This is a genomic window from Mucilaginibacter sp. A5337 (assembly GCF_059690695.1).
Genome location: NZ_JCAWEC010000001.1, coordinates 81,953 through 102,119 on the forward strand (window position 1 = coordinate 81,953; position 20,167 = coordinate 102,119).

General features: G+C 41.3%; 19 protein-coding genes. All 19 read left to right on the forward strand.

Translation table 11 applies throughout. The annotated features are described in order from the left end of the window. Window positions 1-233 precede the first annotated feature (233 nt). The 19 genes from AC59JO_RS00310 (at window position 234) to AC59JO_RS00400 (ending at window position 20,165) form a co-directional block, all read left to right on the forward strand. Window positions 234-797 (forward strand): UpxY family transcription antiterminator, encoded by a 564-nt coding sequence (locus AC59JO_RS00310; RefSeq protein WP_413668644.1) that lies wholly within the window; start codon window positions 234-236, stop codon window positions 795-797. Continuing rightward, the gene (gene tviB, locus AC59JO_RS00315; RefSeq protein WP_497302740.1) at window positions 787-2,085 is read left to right on the forward strand and encodes a Vi polysaccharide biosynthesis UDP-N-acetylglucosamine C-6 dehydrogenase TviB; all 1,299 of its coding nucleotides are present in this window, start codon (window positions 787-789) and stop codon (window positions 2,083-2,085) included. Before AC59JO_RS00310 ends, tviB begins: the two co-directional genes overlap by 11 nt. A gap of 5 nt (window positions 2,086-2,090) precedes the next feature. Next, window positions 2,091-3,530: a lipopolysaccharide biosynthesis protein gene (locus tag AC59JO_RS00320; RefSeq protein ID WP_497302741.1), complete on the forward strand. Its 1,440-nt coding sequence runs from the start codon at window positions 2,091-2,093 to the stop codon at window positions 3,528-3,530. Next, window positions 3,527-4,702, forward strand: a complete 1,176-nt coding sequence (locus AC59JO_RS00325; protein ID WP_497302742.1) for a DegT/DnrJ/EryC1/StrS family aminotransferase — start codon at window positions 3,527-3,529, stop codon at window positions 4,700-4,702. The genes AC59JO_RS00320 and AC59JO_RS00325 overlap by 4 nt, the downstream gene beginning before the upstream one ends. Further along, window positions 4,699-5,556 (forward strand): glycosyltransferase family 2 protein, encoded by an 858-nt coding sequence (locus AC59JO_RS00330; protein ID WP_497302743.1) that lies wholly within the window; start codon window positions 4,699-4,701, stop codon window positions 5,554-5,556. The genes AC59JO_RS00325 and AC59JO_RS00330 overlap by 4 nt, the downstream gene beginning before the upstream one ends. Before the next feature lie 24 nt (window positions 5,557-5,580). Further along, window positions 5,581-6,750: a glycosyltransferase gene (locus tag AC59JO_RS00335; protein WP_497302744.1), complete on the forward strand. Its 1,170-nt coding sequence runs from the start codon at window positions 5,581-5,583 to the stop codon at window positions 6,748-6,750. 16 nt (window positions 6,751-6,766) lie between these two features. Beyond that, entirely contained in the window at window positions 6,767-7,534 is a 768-nt protein-coding gene (locus AC59JO_RS00340) for a DUF2334 domain-containing protein (RefSeq protein WP_413668650.1), read from the forward strand. Between the two features lie 17 nt (window positions 7,535-7,551). After that, window positions 7,552-8,796 carry a DegT/DnrJ/EryC1/StrS family aminotransferase gene (locus tag AC59JO_RS00345; protein ID WP_497302745.1) on the forward strand — a complete coding sequence of 415 codons (1,245 nt, stop codon included), beginning with the start codon at window positions 7,552-7,554 and terminating at the stop codon, window positions 8,794-8,796. A gap of 9 nt (window positions 8,797-8,805) precedes the next feature. Beyond that, on the forward strand, window positions 8,806-9,396 hold the full coding sequence (locus AC59JO_RS00350; protein WP_413668652.1) for a sugar transferase: 591 nt from the start codon (window positions 8,806-8,808) through the stop codon (window positions 9,394-9,396). Window positions 9,397-9,480: 84 nt separating this feature from the next. After that, window positions 9,481-10,638, forward strand: a complete 1,158-nt coding sequence (locus AC59JO_RS00355) for an O-antigen ligase family protein (RefSeq protein WP_413668653.1) — start codon at window positions 9,481-9,483, stop codon at window positions 10,636-10,638. Between the two features lie 25 nt (window positions 10,639-10,663). Continuing rightward, on the forward strand, window positions 10,664-11,725 hold the full coding sequence (locus AC59JO_RS00360) for a glycosyltransferase (RefSeq protein ID WP_497302746.1): 1,062 nt from the start codon (window positions 10,664-10,666) through the stop codon (window positions 11,723-11,725). A gap of 30 nt (window positions 11,726-11,755) precedes the next feature. Beyond that, window positions 11,756-13,597: an asparagine synthase (glutamine-hydrolyzing) gene (gene asnB, locus AC59JO_RS00365; protein WP_497302747.1), complete on the forward strand. Its 1,842-nt coding sequence runs from the start codon at window positions 11,756-11,758 to the stop codon at window positions 13,595-13,597. Window positions 13,598-13,612: 15 nt separating this feature from the next. Further along, window positions 13,613-14,344 carry a GNAT family N-acetyltransferase gene (locus AC59JO_RS00370; protein WP_413668656.1) on the forward strand — a complete coding sequence of 244 codons (732 nt, stop codon included), beginning with the start codon at window positions 13,613-13,615 and terminating at the stop codon, window positions 14,342-14,344. Then, complete coding sequence (locus tag AC59JO_RS00375) at window positions 14,341-15,258, forward strand: glucosamine inositolphosphorylceramide transferase family protein (protein WP_413668657.1); 918 nt, start codon at window positions 14,341-14,343, stop codon at window positions 15,256-15,258. Before AC59JO_RS00370 ends, AC59JO_RS00375 begins: the two co-directional genes overlap by 4 nt. After that, on the forward strand, window positions 15,259-16,329 hold the full coding sequence (locus AC59JO_RS00380) for a glycosyltransferase (protein ID WP_497302748.1): 1,071 nt from the start codon (window positions 15,259-15,261) through the stop codon (window positions 16,327-16,329). Between the two features lie 57 nt (window positions 16,330-16,386). Continuing rightward, window positions 16,387-16,827: a hypothetical protein gene (locus tag AC59JO_RS00385; protein WP_413668659.1), complete on the forward strand. Its 441-nt coding sequence runs from the start codon at window positions 16,387-16,389 to the stop codon at window positions 16,825-16,827. Between the two features lie 211 nt (window positions 16,828-17,038). Then, window positions 17,039-18,115, forward strand: a complete 1,077-nt coding sequence (locus tag AC59JO_RS00390) for an NAD-dependent epimerase (protein ID WP_497302749.1) — start codon at window positions 17,039-17,041, stop codon at window positions 18,113-18,115. Between the two features lie 90 nt (window positions 18,116-18,205). Further along, complete coding sequence (locus AC59JO_RS00395; protein WP_413668661.1) at window positions 18,206-19,336, forward strand: glycosyltransferase family 4 protein; 1,131 nt, start codon at window positions 18,206-18,208, stop codon at window positions 19,334-19,336. 25 nt (window positions 19,337-19,361) lie between these two features. Next, window positions 19,362-20,165 (forward strand): phytanoyl-CoA dioxygenase family protein, encoded by an 804-nt coding sequence (locus tag AC59JO_RS00400; protein WP_413668662.1) that lies wholly within the window; start codon window positions 19,362-19,364, stop codon window positions 20,163-20,165. Window positions 20,166-20,167: the final 2 nt, after the last annotated feature.

A 20,167-nucleotide genomic window follows, 5' to 3' on the forward strand; every position in this document is an offset into this window, starting at 1 on the left:
CCGACGAGTATTATAAACCATTAGTTCAATTATTTTTTATCACCGCCTAACCAATGTGACTGGATTGGCGGAGCCACAGCCGGCGCAGGTTACAGCAGTTATAAACCAGGCAGCCAGGTCAATAATTTCAATTGATACGCTTCTGCATAACACAATCATCACTCTGTAGGATGTGAGTGAGTTGGCGAAGCTGTAGCAGGCCGTCAACACCCCGATCCAACTTTTATCATTTTATGGAAACCCAATTAAGAGCACCGCAATTTCGCATGACAAATTATCATGAAAAAAAATGGCTTGTTATTTACACCAAGCCCCGATGGGAAAAAAAGGTGGACAAGCTTTTAAAGCAAAATGGCATTGAATGTTATTGCCCGGTCAGAGATATAGTAAATCAATGGTCGGACAGGAAAAAGGAGGTCAGTGTCCCGCTGTTTAGTTCCTATGTATTTGTTCATGTTGATGCATATGAGCAATCAAGAGCACTTTACGTTATGGGGGCATTAGGTTTTGTTTACTACATGGGCAAACCTGCAATAGTAAGGGATAATGTGATAGACGAGATCAGGACAAACCTCATACGCTACAAAGATATGGAAATTATAAGCCTTCAAAATCTCAGTGTTGGCGATACGGTTAAAATAAAAGATGGCGCTCTTGTAAATCAAATGGGTAAGGTGCTGCAGATACAGGGCAAAAATGTATTAATGGTTTTTGAAACCATCAATTGCGCTTTAGTAACACGCATTTCAATCCAAAACTTATCAGTTCATAACATTAGCGGAAATCATGAAAATTGAGAATTATCAACCTAAATTAGGCATTATCGGTCTTGGTTACGTAGGCCTGCCCCTGGCAGTTGAATTTGCAAAAAAATACAAGGTCATTGGCTATGATATTAATGTGGACCGCATTAATGAACTCAAATCGGGTATTGACCACACCCTGGAGATCGACTCCGAACAATTGAACGCGGTAATTACACCTGTTTGCACAACGGCAACCGGTTTATATGTTACCGACGAGCTTGAGAAACTGAGGCAGTGCAGCATTTACATTGTAACAGTACCTACCCCGGTTGATAAAAACAACCGCCCAGACCTTTCTCCGCTAATAAATGCCAGCCGCGCAGTAGGCAAGGTTTTAAAAAGGGACGATATTGTGGTATACGAATCAACCGTATATCCAGGGGTAACGGAAGATGAATGCATGCCCATTTTGGAAAAAGTATCAGGTCTTACTTATAATGTTGATTTTTTTGCCGGTTACTCGCCTGAAAGGATCAATCCGGGCGACAAATTGCATACGGTATCAAAGATCCGCAAAATAACCTCCGGCTCAACTCCTGAAGCTGCCGAAACTATAGATAAGCTTTATCAGTCAGTTATAACCGCCGGCACATTTAAGGCCCATTCAATAAAAGTTGCCGAAGCAGCCAAAGTAATTGAAAATGCCCAGCGCGATATAAATATTGCTTTTGTGAACGAGCTGGCAATGATCTTTAACAAGCTGGGCATCGATACCCACAAGGTATTGGAAGCTGCAGGTACAAAATGGAACTTTTTAAATTTCAGGCCGGGTCTTGTTGGCGGGCACTGCATCGGCGTTGACCCTTATTATCTTGCACAAAAAGCGCAGGAAGCAGGCTATCACCCCGAAATTATACTTGCCGGCCGCCGCATTAACGACTCAATGGGCAGCTATGTTGCCGACCAGTTTATTAAACAGATGATTTGCCGCGGCACTTCAATAACGGATAGTGAGGTGTTAATCCTTGGTTTCACGTTTAAAGAAAACTGCCCCGATGTAAGGAATACCCGGGTGATAGACATTGTAAAACGACTGAAAGAATATAAAGTCAAAGTGCATATTCACGATCCCTGGGCCAACGCAGAACATGCACAGAAAGAATACGGCATCATCTGCGAAAACGGCGAATCAAAAACGCGCACCTATGATGGGGTTTTACTTGCCGTTGCCCACGAGGAGTTTAAAGAAATGAATGTAAAAGCGCTTTGCAAACCTAATGCTGTATTGTACGATTTGAAGGCATTTTTACCAGAAGAGGTTGTTAACGCGCGGCTTTAAAAATCATGAGTTATAAACAAAGAGCGGTATCTGGCATAGTGTGGGCGCTATGGCAGCAATTAAGTTCAAAAGTGGTAAGCTTTGGCATCTCCATATTCCTGGCCAGGATCCTGGAGCCATCGCAATTTGGTTTGATAGCTATGCTGTATCTATTTATATCGGTGGGTAACAGCCTTTTGGATGGCGGCCTTACAGCTTCCCTGATCCGTACCACCAATGCCGATCAGCGCGATTATTCAACTGTTTTCTATTTTAATATCATTGGCAGCAGTATCCTTTACCTGATACTTTTTATAACAGCGCCCCTGATAGCTGCTTTTTATCATCAGCCGCTGTTAACCTCTGTTGTACGCGTTTACACCTTAATTTTGATCATAAACGCATTTTTTGGGGTACAAAGCACCTTGCTGGTTAAGGATTTGAAGTTTAAAAAACAAACTAACATTCAAATCCCATCGGCCATTGGCGGCGGAATATTAGGCATCGTACTTGCAAAATTAGGATACGGCGTTTGGAGCCTGGTATGGATGGGCTTATGCACCTCTTTTTTATCAACAGCCATACACTGGATCACTTCAAGCTGGCGACCTGCACTGATATTTGATAAGGCCTGTTTTAAAAAACACATCCACTTTGGCTACAAAATGACGCTGTCGGGTTTAATTGATACAGTTTATCAAAACATTTACCTGATCATTATAGGTAAGTTTTTTTCGGCAGCCCAGCTTGGTTATTACAGCCGGGCGGATTCAATAAGCCAGCTGCCTATTAGCAATATTTCGGCAGCTATAAATAAGGTTACCTACCCTATGTTCGCAGAAATATCAAACGATCCGGTACAGTTAAAAAACGTTTATAAACGGCTCATGCAACAGGTAGTATTCTGGAATGCTCCGGCACTCATCATGCTGTGTATCATTGCCAAGCCACTGTTCCATATTTTACTAACAGACAAGTGGTTACCGGCCGTCCCTATCTTCCAGCTATTATGCATAGGCGGTATCATGTACCCCCTGCACTCATACAACTTAAATGTGCTGAAAGTAATGGGGCAAAGCGCTTTGTTTTTAAGATTAGAAGTTATTAAAAAGGTTTTGAGCGTTGTCGGGATCCTGTGTTTTATTCCCTTCGGGATCTATGGCTTGTTATACTTTCAGTTGTTTTTTAATGTGATAGCCTACTACATCAATTCCATTTACAGCGGACGCTTAATTAACTACCCGGTTACCGAACAGGTAAAAGATATTTTACCTACAGTGGCATTAGCCGGGGGTATTGGTCTGTGCTGTTATTTTCTTGACAGGCTCCTGATCAACGATTTTTTCATCCCTACTATGCAAATTGGCATATTACTCATAGTATTTGCCGTAGTTTATTACGGAGCCAGTTTATTAATTAAGCTTTCTGCTATTAAAGATTTTAACCAATTAATCCTAAAACGATGATTCCCGTAACCAAACCATTTCTCCCTGCCGAAAAGGAATTCAGAGCTTATGTAAAAAGTATCTGGGAAAGACAATGGCTCACCAACAATGGCCCGCTTGTAAATACCCTTGAGTTAAAATTAAAGCAATACCTGGGTGTTAGCCATATGCTGTTTGTTACAAATGGTACAATAGCATTGCAACTGGCTATTAAAGCGCTTAAATTAAGCGGGGAAATTATCACAACACCATTTTCATTTGTTGCTACCACAAGCGCTGTTGTATGGCAGGGCTGTGAACCGGTATTCGTAGATATCGATCCCGGAACCCTCAACATCGATCCTACAAAAATCGAGGCTGCAATCACCCCACGAACATCAGCTATACTGGCAACACACGTATTTGGTAACCCCTGCGATATAACTGCCATACAGGCCATTGCCGATAAACATAACCTTAAGGTGATATACGATGCGGCACACTGCTTTGGTACCTTTTACAAAAACCGCTCGGTATTTGAATATGGCGATATCAGCGTAACCAGCTTCCACTCCACCAAATTGTACCACACTATTGAAGGCGGAGCAGTATTTACCCAGGACCCCGAATTATTGAAAACCATGGCCCTGATGCGCAACTTTGGATACTCGGGGGTTGACACTTTTTCAGAAGAGGGTATCAACGCAAAAAACAGCGAGTTTCATGCAGCAATGGGTTTGTGTAACCTGCGCCATGTTGACGAAATACTTAAAAAAAGAAGGTATTTGTATGAGCAATATCTGCAGCGCCTGGAAAACCTGGATGTTCAGTTCCAGAAACTTGAAAACGAACAGGATTACAATTATGCATATTTCCCTATAGTTTTTCAAACAGAGGCGTTGATGCATCAGAGTAAAGCAAAATTAGAGCTGGCGCAGATCTATTGCAGACGGTATTTTTACCCTTCGCTATCATCACTGCCATATGTAAAAACACAGCCGATGCCTGTTTGCGATTCCATAGCCTCGCGGGTAGTTTGCCTGCCGCTGTATCACACGCTATCGCTCTCAGATCTCGATCTTATTTGCAGGCTGTTGTTACGTGCCCAAAACTTTGACAATAATTTCAAACCCAAACATTTTGGCACGCTGGTTACCGATAAAATCGAATCTGAAATAAACGTGACAGCTGTGAATGTAAATGGATCAGTATGATTGATGAAGAGATAATGGTAAGTATACTCTGCATTACTTACAACCACGAAAAATTTATCGCCGAAGCCATTCAGAGCTTTTTGATGCAGAAAACCAGCTTCAAATATGAGATCATTATCGGCGATGATTGCTCGACAGATAAAACTCAATCAATAATTAAGCTCTATGCAGAAACCCGCCCCGGCAGGATAAAGCTTGTAGCCTCCCCCACCAACCTGGGCACGCATAAAAACTTAATTAATTGCCTTGCGCAATGCAGGGGTAAATATATAGCACTTTGCGAGGGAGACGATTACTGGACCAATGAATATAAACTGCAAAAGCAGGTTAATTTTTTAGAAAACAATGCCGAATTCATTATATGCTGCCATTATCATAAAGTAATAAACACCAGCAATAAAACACTTTATGTTCATCCTAACCCAACGCCGCTAATACATACCTATGCTGATTTACTGGCGGGAAAACAGGAAGAAACCAAAACGGCAACTGTAGTTTATCGCAACATACCTGAAACAACGCAGGTGTTTTCCACACCCTGGTTTTTTGAATGTTTTGCAGGCGATAAAATGTTTAAACTTTGGGCCACCCATAATACCGGGGGCAAAATTTACGTAATGCCCGAAGTAATGAGTTGTTACCGCAGGCATGAAGGGGGTGTATGGAGCATGATCAACGCCAAAGCACGCATGGAAATGGTTATCAGCGATTTTAACCTTATCATCAAAAATTTCACATACTCTGCAATCGCTAAAAAAAAGCTACTGCTGCTTTATATAAAACGCTATCTGCTATTTGAATTACAAAACAAACGGTTTCGCAAAGCATACGATACACTAAAATACCTGCTTTAACTAACAGAGCATTTAACACTCAAAATGAAAATACAAGCCGCCCCCGTTTCAAAACCCGTTCTGTTTTTCATTATTCCTTCGCTTAAAGGCGGAGGAGCAGAAAGAGTTATCATCTCGCTTGCCAATTACTTTAATAAAAACAACTTCCAGTCGGTACTTATATCTTTAAACAATGATGTTCCGGCATATGAAATTGACAATGATGTTAAAGTGTTTTACCTGACCGACCGTCAGAGAAGCCGGTTAGTTTACAGGATTTATCACATCGCCGAAACTTTTTTTAAACTCATAAAGTTGTTGCGAACTCTAAAACCGGTGTGTGTGTTATCATTCATCACATCGGCCAATATTTGGGCCGGCATCACCTGTTGGTTAAACCGGGTGCCTTACATTGTTTCAGAGCGTACCTCTCCCGATAGAAGCGTTATCAGCTTTAACTATTTGCATAAGCAACTGGCTTTAAACTTATATAAAAAGGCAGCAGCAGTTGTTGTAAGCGCTAAAGGCGTTGAGGATTGCCTGCTTAAAGACAAAGACTTTAAAGCACTCCATAATATCGAACGTATAACAAATGCCGTTACTATTTTCCAACCGCCATCAGATCAGAAGGTTCATCATCAGAGGTTTATTTTAGGGGTCGGCCGTTTGGCTTATGTGAAAGGCTTCGACATCCTTATTGAAGCCTATGCAAAATCAGGCCTCACTGATGTTGACCTTATTATCATTGGCGATGGCGAAGAACGTGCTAACCTGGTTTGCCAAATTTTTAACCTTGGCTTAAGAGAACGGGTACTGTTACCCGGCAGCAGGAACAACCTTCAGGATTATTACAGCCAGGCCGAAATGTTTGTTTTACCGTCCCGAAATGAGGGATATCCCAACGCTTTAGTTGAGGCCATGAGTTTTGGATGCCCATCTATAGCGGTAGACTGTAATTTTGGCCCTTCAGAGATTATCATCAACGGCGAAAACGGGATCCTGGTAAACAGGGCTTCCATCAGCGCTTTAGCCGGCGCCATGCAGCGTTTGGCCGGCGATGAAGTGTTAAAAACCAACCTTGGAAATCGGGCCCGTATCATATCTCAGACCAACCATCCCGATAAAATATTGGGAGAATGGGAAACTTTAATGAAAAAACATGCTGCCGTAACTGAAGCAGCAGCAGCATTAACAAGCGGCCAACCGGCTTTATAACCATCAATCTGTTCATATGCTACAGTACTTAATTCGTTTGGATGATTTGTGTCCCACAAATAACCTCCAAAAATGGGAACGTTTTTTTACGTTGTTTGACAGGTATGGTATCAAACCAATCATAGCGGTTATACCGGCTAATAAAGACCCTAAACTAAAGGCTTGCGGTAACTTCAACCCATACTACTGGCAACTGGTACGCGAGCTTCAGGATAAAAATTATGTGATAGGCATGCACGGTTTTGATCATTATTACATCAACCACAACTCGGGTTTGCTGAAAATGAATAACAGATCGGAATTTGCAGGCTTACCCTTAGAAACCCAAAAAGAAAAAATAAGAAAGGCTGCGCAAATTTTCAGGCGCGAAAATATTAACCCAACTGTCTTTATCGCACCGGCGCATACCTTCGATCGTAATACATTACTGGCTTTGCATGAATATACCAACATTAAAATAATAAGTGATGGCCTGCTCAAATCACCATACGTAAGATTTGGCTTTAACTGGGTACCGGTTCAATTATCAGAAGTTGAACAGAAAACAAAATACACCTGGACATTCAACTATCATCCTGAAACCTGTCCTCCCAGGGCTTTTGCTGAACTTGAAACTTTTATAGAAAAGAACCATCACCTTTTTGTGTCACTGGATAACCTGGATTTTTCAAATTATACATGGGCTGATGCCGTTGCCGAAAAATACTGCATTTATAAACGATTAGCACGTGATTACGCTCAAAAAGCAATTGCTTTTATGGAACGGATCCCTGCCGGAAACTAACATTATTTAAACCTGATATGAAAATTTCTTTTGCGCCACCTTATATTGACCAGACTGTTATAAATGAGGTAATGGATACACTAAACTCAGGCTGGATAACCACCGGCCCTAAAGTAGCCGCGCTTGAACAGCAAATGAAACAGCTTACAGCTTCGGATGCGGCTGTTTGTGTAAACTCATGGACATCGGGTGCTATCCTGATGCTGAAATGGTTTGGGATAAAGGAAGGCGATGAGGTTATTATCCCGGCATACACCTATTGCGCTACCGCTTTAAGCGTATTGCATTGCGGAGCTACCCCGGTTATTGTTGATGTAGATAATGACTGCTGCATTTCAACCGAAGCCGTGATCAAGGCAATAACCCCAAAAACAAAAGCAATTATTGCTGTTGATATAGCCGGCTGGCCATGCGATTACGAAGAACTAAAGGCGATCATCAATAACCCGGAAATTAAAAAACTATTTGTTGCCGATAGCCCAAAACAAAAGGTTTTAGGCAGGATCCTTTTAATTGCCGATGCAGCACACTCTATTGGTGCAACCATAAATGAATTACCTGCGGCAAAGTATAGTGATGTTTCCATATATTCCTTTCACGCAGTAAAAAACGTCACTACGGCCGAAGGAGGTTGCATTTGTATCAATTTGCCTGCCTGCTTTGATCCGGCCGAGGAACACCGGTATTTAAAACTATATACCCTTAACGGACAAACCAAAGATGCCTTTACCAAAAGTAACGGCGGCGGCTGGAAATACGATATCCTGTTTATGGGCCTCAAAATCAACATGCCCGACATTTGTGCGGCAATAGGGCTTGGCCAGCTCAGGAATTATGAAGCAAAGCTGCTCCCCATGCGTAAACGCGTTGCATCAATATACAGTGATAGCTTTAAAACAATGGACTGGTTTATTGAACCGCCATTAAAAAATGAGCAAAGAGAATCATCATACCACCTGTTTGCTCTGCGGATCAAAGGCATATCAGAAGCACAACGCGATCAGATAATTGAAAGCATTATGAGTGAAGGAATTATGGCCAATGTGCACTTTACCCCGCTGCCAATGCTTACGCTTTTTAAAGATCTGGGCTATGAGATTTCCAGGTATCCCTCAGCTTACGCGCTTTATGCAAATGAAATCTCGCTGCCCATCTATCCTCAGCTTACTGACGCGCAGATAGATTTCATAGTTACAACTGTGATAAACTCCGTTAACGCTGTATTGGAAGATTATAAAGAACCTGCAAAAGTTGAATTATAAAATACAGTTATGGTCAAAAGGCTTTTTGATATTAGTTTATCATTTATAGCGCTGATAATATTGCTGCCGCTGTTTATTTTAATTGCCATAGCTATCAAAGTTAATTCGAGGGGGAGCGCATTTTATAAACAGGCGCGGGTTGGAAAAGATGGAAATGAGTTTGAACTCTTCAAATTCCGGACCATGTATGTAAACTCCGACAGGGCCGGATTATTAACCATAGGCAGTAAAGATTACAGGATCACCGGCGTTGGTTACTGGCTCAGGAAATATAAACTCGACGAACTGCCGCAATTACTGAATGTGTTGATAGGCGACATGAGCTTTGTTGGACCCCGCCCCGAAGTTCGGAAGTATGTGAACCTTTATACACCCACTCAGCTAAGGGTGCTAAGTGTTAAACCAGGAGTAACAGACTGGGCATCTATCAAATACTTCGATGAAAATGATATCCTGGCCGGCAGCGACGATCCTGAAGATATGTATATCAGGGTGATAGTTCCGTCAAAGATCAGCAAAAACCTCGAGTACATTGACAACCAGGATATTTTAATGGACCTGAAAATTATACTATCTACAATAAAACGGATTTTCCAATAGCACAAATTTATTATGTTGCTTAAAAAGTGCCTCTTTTATAGTTTAATGCTCTTTTATCTGTACACACTTGCTTTTAACATTTTCATGACAGATACTTTGAGGATTCCTGCACCTGTAATTTTTTGCATGCTGCTGTTTTTTGTGCAAAAGCCATTGCTGGATTTTGGCTATTACAACGAGATGATGGTTTTTATAACCGGGGTTTTTCTATATCAGGTAGTAGGGATGAGTAATTACATTACATTTTTTGCTATAATCCTTACTATCATACCTTGTTCGTTATACTTCAACTACTTTGTAGGCGCAAGCAGATCACGCTATTATGCTTCAATATTGATGTTCTTTTTCCTGCTCATGTGTTCCATGATCATCATGATACTGGATCACAGCATGGCAGCTACCATTGACCCGATCAGGGGCATGCTATTGGGCGAGCCGGTTAAACAAAGCCCTGCAGGCCTGGCAGTAACGCAATTCAACTTCGGATACCAGGTTGTGGCCATTACTACCTTTGCCTTTATCGCCTCATGTACCACCGGGCAGTACCTTATAATAAGGGTTTTAGTTTTAGCAGCCTGCGTTGCCTGTATTTACCTTGGCATGAACAGGTCGGCATTTATAAGCTTTGGCGCAGGTGTAACACTATTCCTGTTTATTTACTATCGCTACAAAGCTGTTTTTCTGGTTGCTGCAACAGTAATCATATGCTTTGGTTTGTACACATATGTGTTAAAAGACAACACCGATAATAAAAACAATATCCTGTCAAAAAACCAGGCAAAAGAGGCTAACGATTTTAACAGGGCCGATATGGCTGCCGAAAACCTTAAAATATTTGCCGACTATCCTTTCGGGCTTATATTTTATGGCAAAACCTGGGATGAGGTAACTTACCGAAACCCCTTGTTCACGTTCGGCTTATCATCACACAATGCCTACCTGATGTTTGTGACCGTACTTGGCCCGTTTTTGGGGATAGGGCTGCTATGGGCCATATATTACAAAACCGTTCGCCTGTTTTGGCAAACTATAAAAAACGTAAAGCAAAAAAGCAACGCAATTTACGTAGCTATATTTTTCACTTTTATAGCAATTTCATTAAACGCGCTGTCACATAACGGATGGCTGATGAGCGTAGATGGCCCTACTATATTTATTTATTTCGCAGTATTACACTACAACAGGCTAAAAGACCCGGTAAAACACACCGAACCAGTGCAGGAAGAATTAGTTGCCGCTTAAACTTGATCCTAATCTTTTATTTATAATGAGAAAGAAGATTTTCCTTGTTCTTAGTTCGCTTGGCGCAGGTGGTTCTGAGCGTGTTTATTGGCTGTTATCTCAATATTTCAACAAACCCGATTATGAGGTAGTTGTAGTTCTTTTAAACGGAAACGAATGCAGTTTCTCTACAGAAATAGCAGGCATCAGGTTTGTAAATCTGAAAACAATAAAAGCTTCGCGCTCATTTTTTAAACTTCGCAAACTGCTGAAAGATGAAAAACCATACGCGGTTTTTTCAACTACCGATCATATTAATATCCTGGTAGCTCTTGTTTCCATGTTTGTTAAGGTGCCTAATTTAATAGCCAGGGCATCTAACAATCCGCAGCAAATGATGCAGTTTTATGGATTTAAGGCCCGTTTTTACAATTACTTTTCAAGGTTTTTGTTTGTACGCTTCAACTCAATAGTTTGCCAGTCGGAAGAAATGAAGCAAGCCTTAGCCAGGCTTTATAACATCAACCTCAACAGGCTTATTGTTATTCATAACCCGGTTATTATAACAAGCATAATAAAACCTCAAAATCAGATTTCCGGATTAAAGAGGCTTATCGCTGTTAATCGCCTTATTAAAGAGAAAGGATTATTTCGCCTGTTGGAAGTTATGAAAGCGCTGCCTCAGGACTATGTTTTAACTATAGCCGGCGATGGCCCGCTGATGAATACCTTAAAAGCAGAAGTGCAAAATATCGGTCTCAGCGAACGCGTGAAATTTATAGGCGAGATCAAAAACGTTACTGATGTTATTTCAAAGCACGACTTACTGGTTTTAAGCTCTTTTACCGAAGGCTTCCCTAACGTAGTGCTCGAATCATTATCGGTAGGTGTTCCGGTAGTTACGTTCAGAGTTGGCGGGGTTAACGAACTGATAAGAGAAGGCTTTAACGGCTTTATAGCCGAGCAAAATGATTTGTGTACACTGCGGCGGCAAATTATCAGGGCATGCAATCAAACCTGGCAGCACCCCCATATCAAAGCCGATATTATTGAACGCTTTGGGCTCGATAAAATAGGCATGGAGTATGAAACCCTGCTCGCTAATTAAACAAAACCACTAACCTATTACCTTTTTTGTATGTGCGGCATATACGGATCAACAGTGAGATATGAGGATGATATCGTATCTCAAAAACTGGCGAGGGCCGATTTCAGGGGCCCGGATTATTCAGGCTTTGAGCGCATCGGTCCGGTTACATTAGGTCATAACCGGCTGGCTATTGTTGATCTGGACCATCGGTCAGATCAGCCATTAACTTACAGCCACCTTAAAATTGTATTTAATGGCGAAATCTATAATTATAAAACCCTACGGGTAAAACTAACAGCTTTAGGTTATTGGTTTTTTACCGATTCGGATACGGAAGTAATTACAGCGGCCTTTCTTGAATATGGCGAAAACTGTGTCAACCATTTCAACGGCATGTTTGCCTTTGTAATTTTTGACACACGCACCCTCCAACTTTTTGGCGCCCGCGACAGGCTTGGCAAAAAACCATTTTATTACGCACACAATGGTTTTGATTTTGAATTTGCCAGTCAACCTTCACAAATATGTTTAGGCAGGGATGTAACTATCAATGAACAGGCAATTAATGAATACTTTATATGGGGATATGTTCCTGAACCCAAATCGGCCTGGAACGAAATCAAAAAACTTGAGGCCGGGCATTCATTTTGTTTTGATTGCAACACCGGCAATTTCAGGACAAAAAAATACTGGGAGCTGGATTTAAACCATGCCGAACGCTATGAAGGATCATACCAGGAAGCACAGGCCGATTTAACCCGGCTGATTACCAATGCAGTTGACATCCGTATGCATGCCGACGTGCCCCTGGGGGTATATCTTTCAGGAGGCATCGATTCATCGCTGGTTGCTGCAATGGCATCAAAAAGCTATAAAAACGTAAAAACCTTCTGTATAAAATTCAGGGAGAAGGGTTTTGATGAAAGCGTTTTTGCACAAAAAATTGCAGATCATTTAAAAACAGATCATCACACAATTGAATGTAATAAAGAAGAGGGACTTGAACTGATTGAGAACTTCGGACGCTACTACGACGAACCATTTGCCGATTCAAGCGCCATTCCGTCCCTGCTGTTAAGCAAATACACTAAAAAACACGTTACTGTAGTTTTAAGCGGAGATGGCGGAGATGAAAGCTTTTTAGGGTACAGCCGATACAAATGGTTTACCATGGTTGATCAGCTGTTTAAATGTCCCCTGGCAGTACGCAAAAAAATAGCCGATATAATAAGTATCTCTCCTAACTATCGCCACAAGCTGATTGCGTTAGGGATCTGCAACCCGGAGATCAAATCACTTTACGGACTTATGCTGGGTGGCCTTGAGTACTCCTGGCTCGAAAATCCCAACATCGGCCTGCAGGTTCCGTTCATGGATATCTGGTCGTCAAAGTCAACCAGCATGCTTCAAAAGCTGTCGGCTTTTGATACCAAAACATATTTAAATGGTGATATAAACACCAAGGTTGACCGCGGTACAATGGCCTTTTCTTTAGAAGCAAGGGCACCGCTTATGGATCACCGCGTAGTTGCATTTGCTCAAAACCTACCCGACAGCTACAAATTTAAATACGGTATTCAAAAAAGGATTTTGAAAGATATATTATATCAATATGCTCCGGCACAGCTGTTTGACAGGCCAAAATCGGGCTTTACAATGCCGCTCAACCATTGGTTTAAAAACGAGCTGAAAGATCATGTAATGGATCATCTTTCAATAAGCGAGCTAAAGAACATTCCTGGTATCAACGTACAAAAATCATTTGCCATGATTAACGAACATATGAGCGGCAAATGGAACCGGGCAACGCAGATCTGGAAACTGCTGGTGTTTACACAATGGCTAAAAGATCAGCATTCAAAACCAATTTCAACATACCAGGTAGCTTAAAATATTCTAAACCTTATGATCCAGATTAACAACAGGGCTATGCGTATAGTTCCGTATACAGTTGTGTGGTTTGCTGCTAAACCCAATTTATGGGGTTGCCTGTTAAAATACTATAAGCAAAGTAAAAGCAGTGAAGCTGTTCCGGGATACCGCAAAGAGGATTTTTTTACCAAAGTAATTGACATCAGTGCGCCGGTACCTTCCATTGAAGCTAATTTTGATAAAAACACATCTTACGAAATACGCAGGGCTATTAAAGATGGCGTATCAACCGTAATGGGCACCGGTATCAAACCGTTCATTGACTTTTATAATGCGTTTGCAATTACCAAGGGCCTGAAAAAAATTAATAAAGAGTTTTATAAATACAAGCCGCACCTGTTTATCACCAAGGCGGTTTATCAGAATCAGGATGTTGTTATGCATGCTTACATTCGCGATAATTCATCGCAGAGAGTGAGGCTCTTACATTCAGCTTCCCTGTTCAGAAATGAAAACGACAGCCAGTTAAGGGCTGTTACAGGCAGGGCAAACCGGTTGCTGCATTTTGAAGATATCTGCTTTTTTAAACGGCTTGGCTTCAAAATATATGACCTGGGCGGTTATGCTTACAATACTTCAGATACAGAACTTTTAAAGATCAACAAATTCAAAGATAGTTTTGGTGGAAGCCTGCTGCAAGAAACCGACTATGTACCTATATCACTCACATTCCTGTCACTTCTAAAAAAAGTATTCCGACTATGAAAGATTTTCTCTCTGCACTTAATTCAATGATTCATAAACTATTCTGTTATGATAAATGGAACATAGGTTACATATCACAATCTCCGGAAAACCTTATTCTCACTAAGCAACTAAATGGAAAAATCAACTGGTTGACAGAAGATACAGCAGATTATGCCGCAGACCCTTTTACAGCAAATATCAACGGCCGTGTACATCTCTATTATGAAGAGCTTAATTTTTGGAAGGGCAGAGGAGAAATCATGATGACTGATGACATGCATTTTAAAAACAAGAAAAAAGTAAATGGCATCATGGAAAATGATATCCACCTCTCCTATCCTTATATGTTCACCGATAACGACCAGTTGTATTGCATCCCTGAAACAGGATCGGCCAAGCAAGTTGCACTTTATCAAATAGATATGAACAACCCATATAAATTTGAAAAAATCAGGGTGTTGCTGGAAGGTCAGTCGTTTGTTGACAGCTCTATTATACGGTACAACAACAAATACTGGCTTTTTACAAGTGTATCAGGTCAGCACGGGGTATTGTATTTATTTTATGCCGACAATCTCGACTCGCCATTCAAGGCACATAAACAAAACCCTATAAGGGTGGCTTCAAACGTAAGCCGGTCGGCCGGCAGGTTGTTCATAGTTGGGCAAAAACTTTACATGCCAAGCCAAAACCCCAAAAGATGTTACGGCGGCTCGGTAATGATCAATGAAATAACCACCATAACCGAAACAGATTTTGAATATCATACTGCTTTTGAATTACTACCGCAGGCACCTTATGATGAAGGCTTGCATACCATAAATTTTGAAAGTGGTTTACTGGTTGTTGACGGGAAACGTAAAGTATTTAGCGCGATGGGACCTTTTAAAAAAGTATTCAGGAAGCTAAAGAACCTAAATAAACCTAACTAAATGCAGAATATCAAACCGAAATTACTGTTTGTTTCGATTACCGATAAGGCAAACGGAGCAGAAAATATATTGCTGCAAGCGGCCCATGCCAGTAATGCCGGCCTGCTATTTTTAAAAAAGGTGAACAGCGGTGGCTTAAACATACCGGATGACCTGCACGTTGAATATGTGAGCAACGGAAGCATATCAAGCGGCTTTTTCGGGTTGATAAAGAGCTTAAGCCCATACCGTACAGATCATATTATTTTTAGTACACACCCTTACTTAAATGCTTACCTGGGTTTTTTAAAACGAATTGGATATTTAAAATCAAAACTTATAGTAAGGGAATGCTCATCTGTTTTAACCAGGTACAGTGGTTTAAAAAAAATGAGTTACAAGATCGCATACTGGCTTGGCTACCCTGGTGTAAATTTAGTAGTATGTCAAACCTGCAGCATGCGCGATGCCTTTGTTCAGCACCTCCCTTACATTGACGGACAAAAGGTTATCATTCAGAAAAACCCTATTGATATTGAACAAAACTTAATAAAAGCAGAAGCAGCATTGCCCGTAGCTGATAACAGAGCCGAGTTTATTTGTGCAGCCGGACGGCTGATACCAGAAAAGGGGTTTGACCTGCTAATCATGGCTTTTGATGAAATCAAATCATCCCGCCCCAATCTGAAGCTGTTCATATTTGGCGAAGGCCCGGAGCAAATGGCCCTTGAAAATTTAATCGGTGAGTTAAAATTAAATGACAGGGTAATATTAAAAGGGTGGATAGCTAACCCAATGCCTTATTTTAAACATGCAAAAGCCTGTGTGGTATCATCAATAAAAGAAGGTTTTCCTAACGTGCTGCTGCAAATGATGATCCTGAACCCCGTTGTAATCAGCACCAACTGCGCAGGGGGGATCGACGAGATCCCCGGTATCTATCTTGCCGAAGCTGACAATGTTAACTCATTAACAACAGCCATTAATAACGCACTTAACACCAAAAAACATAACAAAAACCTAATAATGCGATATGTAGAAGATCGTACCCCCGAAATTTTCATCAAATCAATACTGAATGCACTGGTATAAACCGGCCCCCACCTATACAAGTAGCGCAACAACTTTAACTAACTAAAAATAAATTTTATGAAAACAATTATTAAAACCATCCGAAATGTTGTGTTGCCTATTATAACAACCGCAGCTATGGTAGCTGCCTTTAGCAGCTGTAAAAAAGCTGAGCAGCCAACGCCAACTACGCCTACCACTCCCACTGTTACACCACAACCACAAGATGAAACCATCAAAACAATAAGTTTGATAGGGTTGAGAGTTGACAGTGGTTTTTGCTACAAAATTGGCTACGATCTACCCGAAATTGGTGATTCAAACACCTCCCCCACAGTTTCAAAGCTCAGGTTGTTTGAAAATGGTGTTGAACTGGGGCCGGCCCACTCTGTCCACCACGATATCCGTGCATTTGGCCTTGGGCAATTTAGCCACTGGGGAAACACACTGTACTTCTCAACGTCAGACAATAGTGACCCGCTTACAAATGGGAGAAAGTACACTTATACCATGAAGTAAAATTTATCTGGTCACACGCTCAAACTCTCGCAATTTGGTACAGTCTCTACTCAGATAAATTTCATTACATCTACCTACCATTCCAGCTTCTATTCTGATTCTTTTTTGTGCAGGCATCTACCTAACCCTGCCTAAGCGTTCGCGCTACTATTTAACCAGTTAATCAACCGCCTTTTCATAAGGCTTCATTTAAACCTAATTTCACTTATTTATGAAAATTTTAATCACCGGCACTGCGGGATTTATCGGCTATCATTTAACCCAAAAACTATTAACACGGGGCGACACCGTTGTAGGCATTGATAATATAAATGATTATTACGATGTAAAGCTAAAGCACGCACGGCTACAGGACGCAGGCATCAAAGTGTCAGAAATTGCGTATAACAAACCGGTTGTGAGCACCAGGTATCCTAACTATACATTCATAAAACTGGATATAACAGACAAAGAGAATCTTGAACAACACTTTCGTGCTCATAAATTCGATGCTGTTTGCAACCTGGCTGCTCAGGCAGGCGTACGTTATAGCCTTACCCACCCCGAAGTTTATATCGACTCTAATATCAAAGGCTTTTTAAATATCCTTGAGTGCTGCCGGCATTTTAGCATCGATCATCTTGTTTACGCCAGCTCGTCAAGCGTTTATGGTTTAAATAAAAAAATGCCTTTCAGCGAACATGAAATCGCCGACCATCCGGTTTCGTTATACGCAGCATCAAAAAAAGCTAACGAAATGATGGCCCACACGTACAGTCATCTATTTAATCTGCGTACTACAGGTTTGCGTTTTTTTACCGTTTATGGACCATGGGGCCGGCCGGATATGGCTTTATTTATTTTCACCAAAGCAATTTTGGAAGGCAAACCTATCCAGGTGTTCAACAACGGCAATATGCTGCGCGATTTTACATATGTTGATGACATTGTTGAAGGCATTATACACACCATTGATAAACCGGCAGAGCGTAACTATCTGTGGAATGCCAAAAACCCCGACCCCGCTACTTCGTCTGCGCCATTCAGGCTGTTTAATATAGGCAGAGGCGCACCTGTAAACCTTCTTGATTTTGTTACCGAAATTGAGAAACAGGTAAACAAAACTGCAATTAAAACATTGATGCCGATGCAAGATGGTGACGTGGCGGAAACCTGCGCTGATGTTTCAAATTTAGATGAAATGCTTAGCTACAAACCACAGGTTTCTGTTCCTGAAGGAGTTGAGCGGTTTATTACGTGGTATAAAATGTACTATAATATTATGCCCGAACCGGTTCTTGTTCATTAAAATGCCTTTTTTATTTGATATAGTACCATTTGAACAGGGTTAACCTTACCAATTCGATCCTCGCTTACAAACATTGCTTATTGTATTGTTATGACAAGCAAAAAAGTGCTGATTGCCTGCGATTCAGCCAAATCTCTTATCGACTTTAGAGGCAAATTAGTTGAGCTGATGCGGAAAGATCATACAGTGTATGTTTTTACCCCAACAATACCGCCAGATCAGCGTGCAAAGCTTGCATTGTTAAATATAGTTGTATTTGAAAATAACCTCAATGGCAGTAATGTATCTGTTTTATCGGATCTTAAATATGCCTTAAGGCTTTACCGGCTTATTAAGCAGCTAAAGCCCGACGTTTTTTTCCCCTATACACTTAAACCTGTAGTATACGGAACAATTGCAGCCAAATTGGGCGGTGTAAAAACAATAACCCCTATGCTATCGGGCCTTGGTTACACTTTTGTGGCCGGCAATACTTCCTTAACAAGCAAAATTACCCGCATGCTGCTTAAGTTCAGTCTCAGAAACAGGCCGGGTTTATCTGTTATATTTCAAAACAAGGATGATGTTCAAACGCTGCTTGATTTTAAGATCATATCGGCAAAGCATCAAACAGCTGTTGTGAATGGTTCGGGTGTCGACTTAAGCCATTATACTCCTACTCAACCAGATACGAATAATATAAGCTTTATTATGGTATCCAGGCTTATCAATGCCAAGGGCATCCGCGAATATTTCGAAGCAGCGCAAATCCTGTTCCTGAAGCATCCGCAGGTAACCTTCAAGCTTATCGGGGCTTATGATGATAATGTTGATGCCATTCACCCCGACTTGTTTGCGGAGATAAAACACAGGAGTGTGATCAATTACCTGGGAGCTGTTGATGATGTAAGGCCATATATAAGCGGCTCATCTGTTGTTGTGCTGCCTTCATATTACCGGGAAGGGGTTCCACGATGTTTGCTCGAAGCCATGGCGATGGGGCGCGCCATCATCACCTGCGATTCTGTTGGTTGCCGGGAAACTGTTGAAACATCGCCTAACAGCAATGGATTTTTAATACCGGTAAAAAACACGGCCGAACTCGTGAACAAAATGGAGTACTTCATAACCAATAACCAGGCTATCAGCAGCTTCGGACAGAACGGCTTGGCCCTGGCAAAGGAAAAATTTGACGTACACAAAGTAAACGCCAGGATGATGCAGATAATGGACCTGAATTAATTAGCCGAAACCAATAATACGATACATGAGAAATATACTTAATTACGGAAACGGGCATTTTGAAGATTTTCGCGTTGCCATGCGTGATTATGGATGGGTTATTTTTGAAAATGCCTTAGACAGCGATTTTGTTGCAACTATTAACGAGGACTTAAAGGAAGCGTACGTTAAACGACGAGCCATACAGGAAAAAAACGGGATAAGTGCTAACATGGCCGGCACGCTTCACCATCTTGTTGAAAAAGACAATTTCAGCCTGCCGTTTATCGAGAAAATGTATTGCGCCGATGAGATAGCTTATTTTTTGAGCGGAAATTATATACTGAATGGCTTTAATGCTGTAATACACACGCAGCAGCAACATCCATACGTAAGTAACATGCACCGCGATGTACGAACCTTTATGGGCGACACCAAATTACTGGTACAAATGATAGTTACCCTTGATGATTTTACTGCAGAAAACGGTGCTACTTATTTCCTGTCCGGATCTCATAAAACAGACATCAAACCCAACGAAACTTATTTTTACGAACAGGCAGACAGAGCGGTAACACCCAAAGGCAGTATTATTCTTTTCGACTCAAACATCTGGCATGCTGCCGGCGAAAATAAAACTATCAAGCAACGCCGCGCATTAACGCTGGGTTTTACACGCCCATTTATTAAACCACAAATGGATTATCCAAGGGTATTAGGATACGACTTTATTGATAGGCTTAGTGCTGATCAGCGGCAGGTATTGGGTTACAATTCGCGTATTCCAGAAAACCTGGATGAATATTATCAGCCCATTCATTTAAGAATGTATAAAAGCGACCAGGGATAACA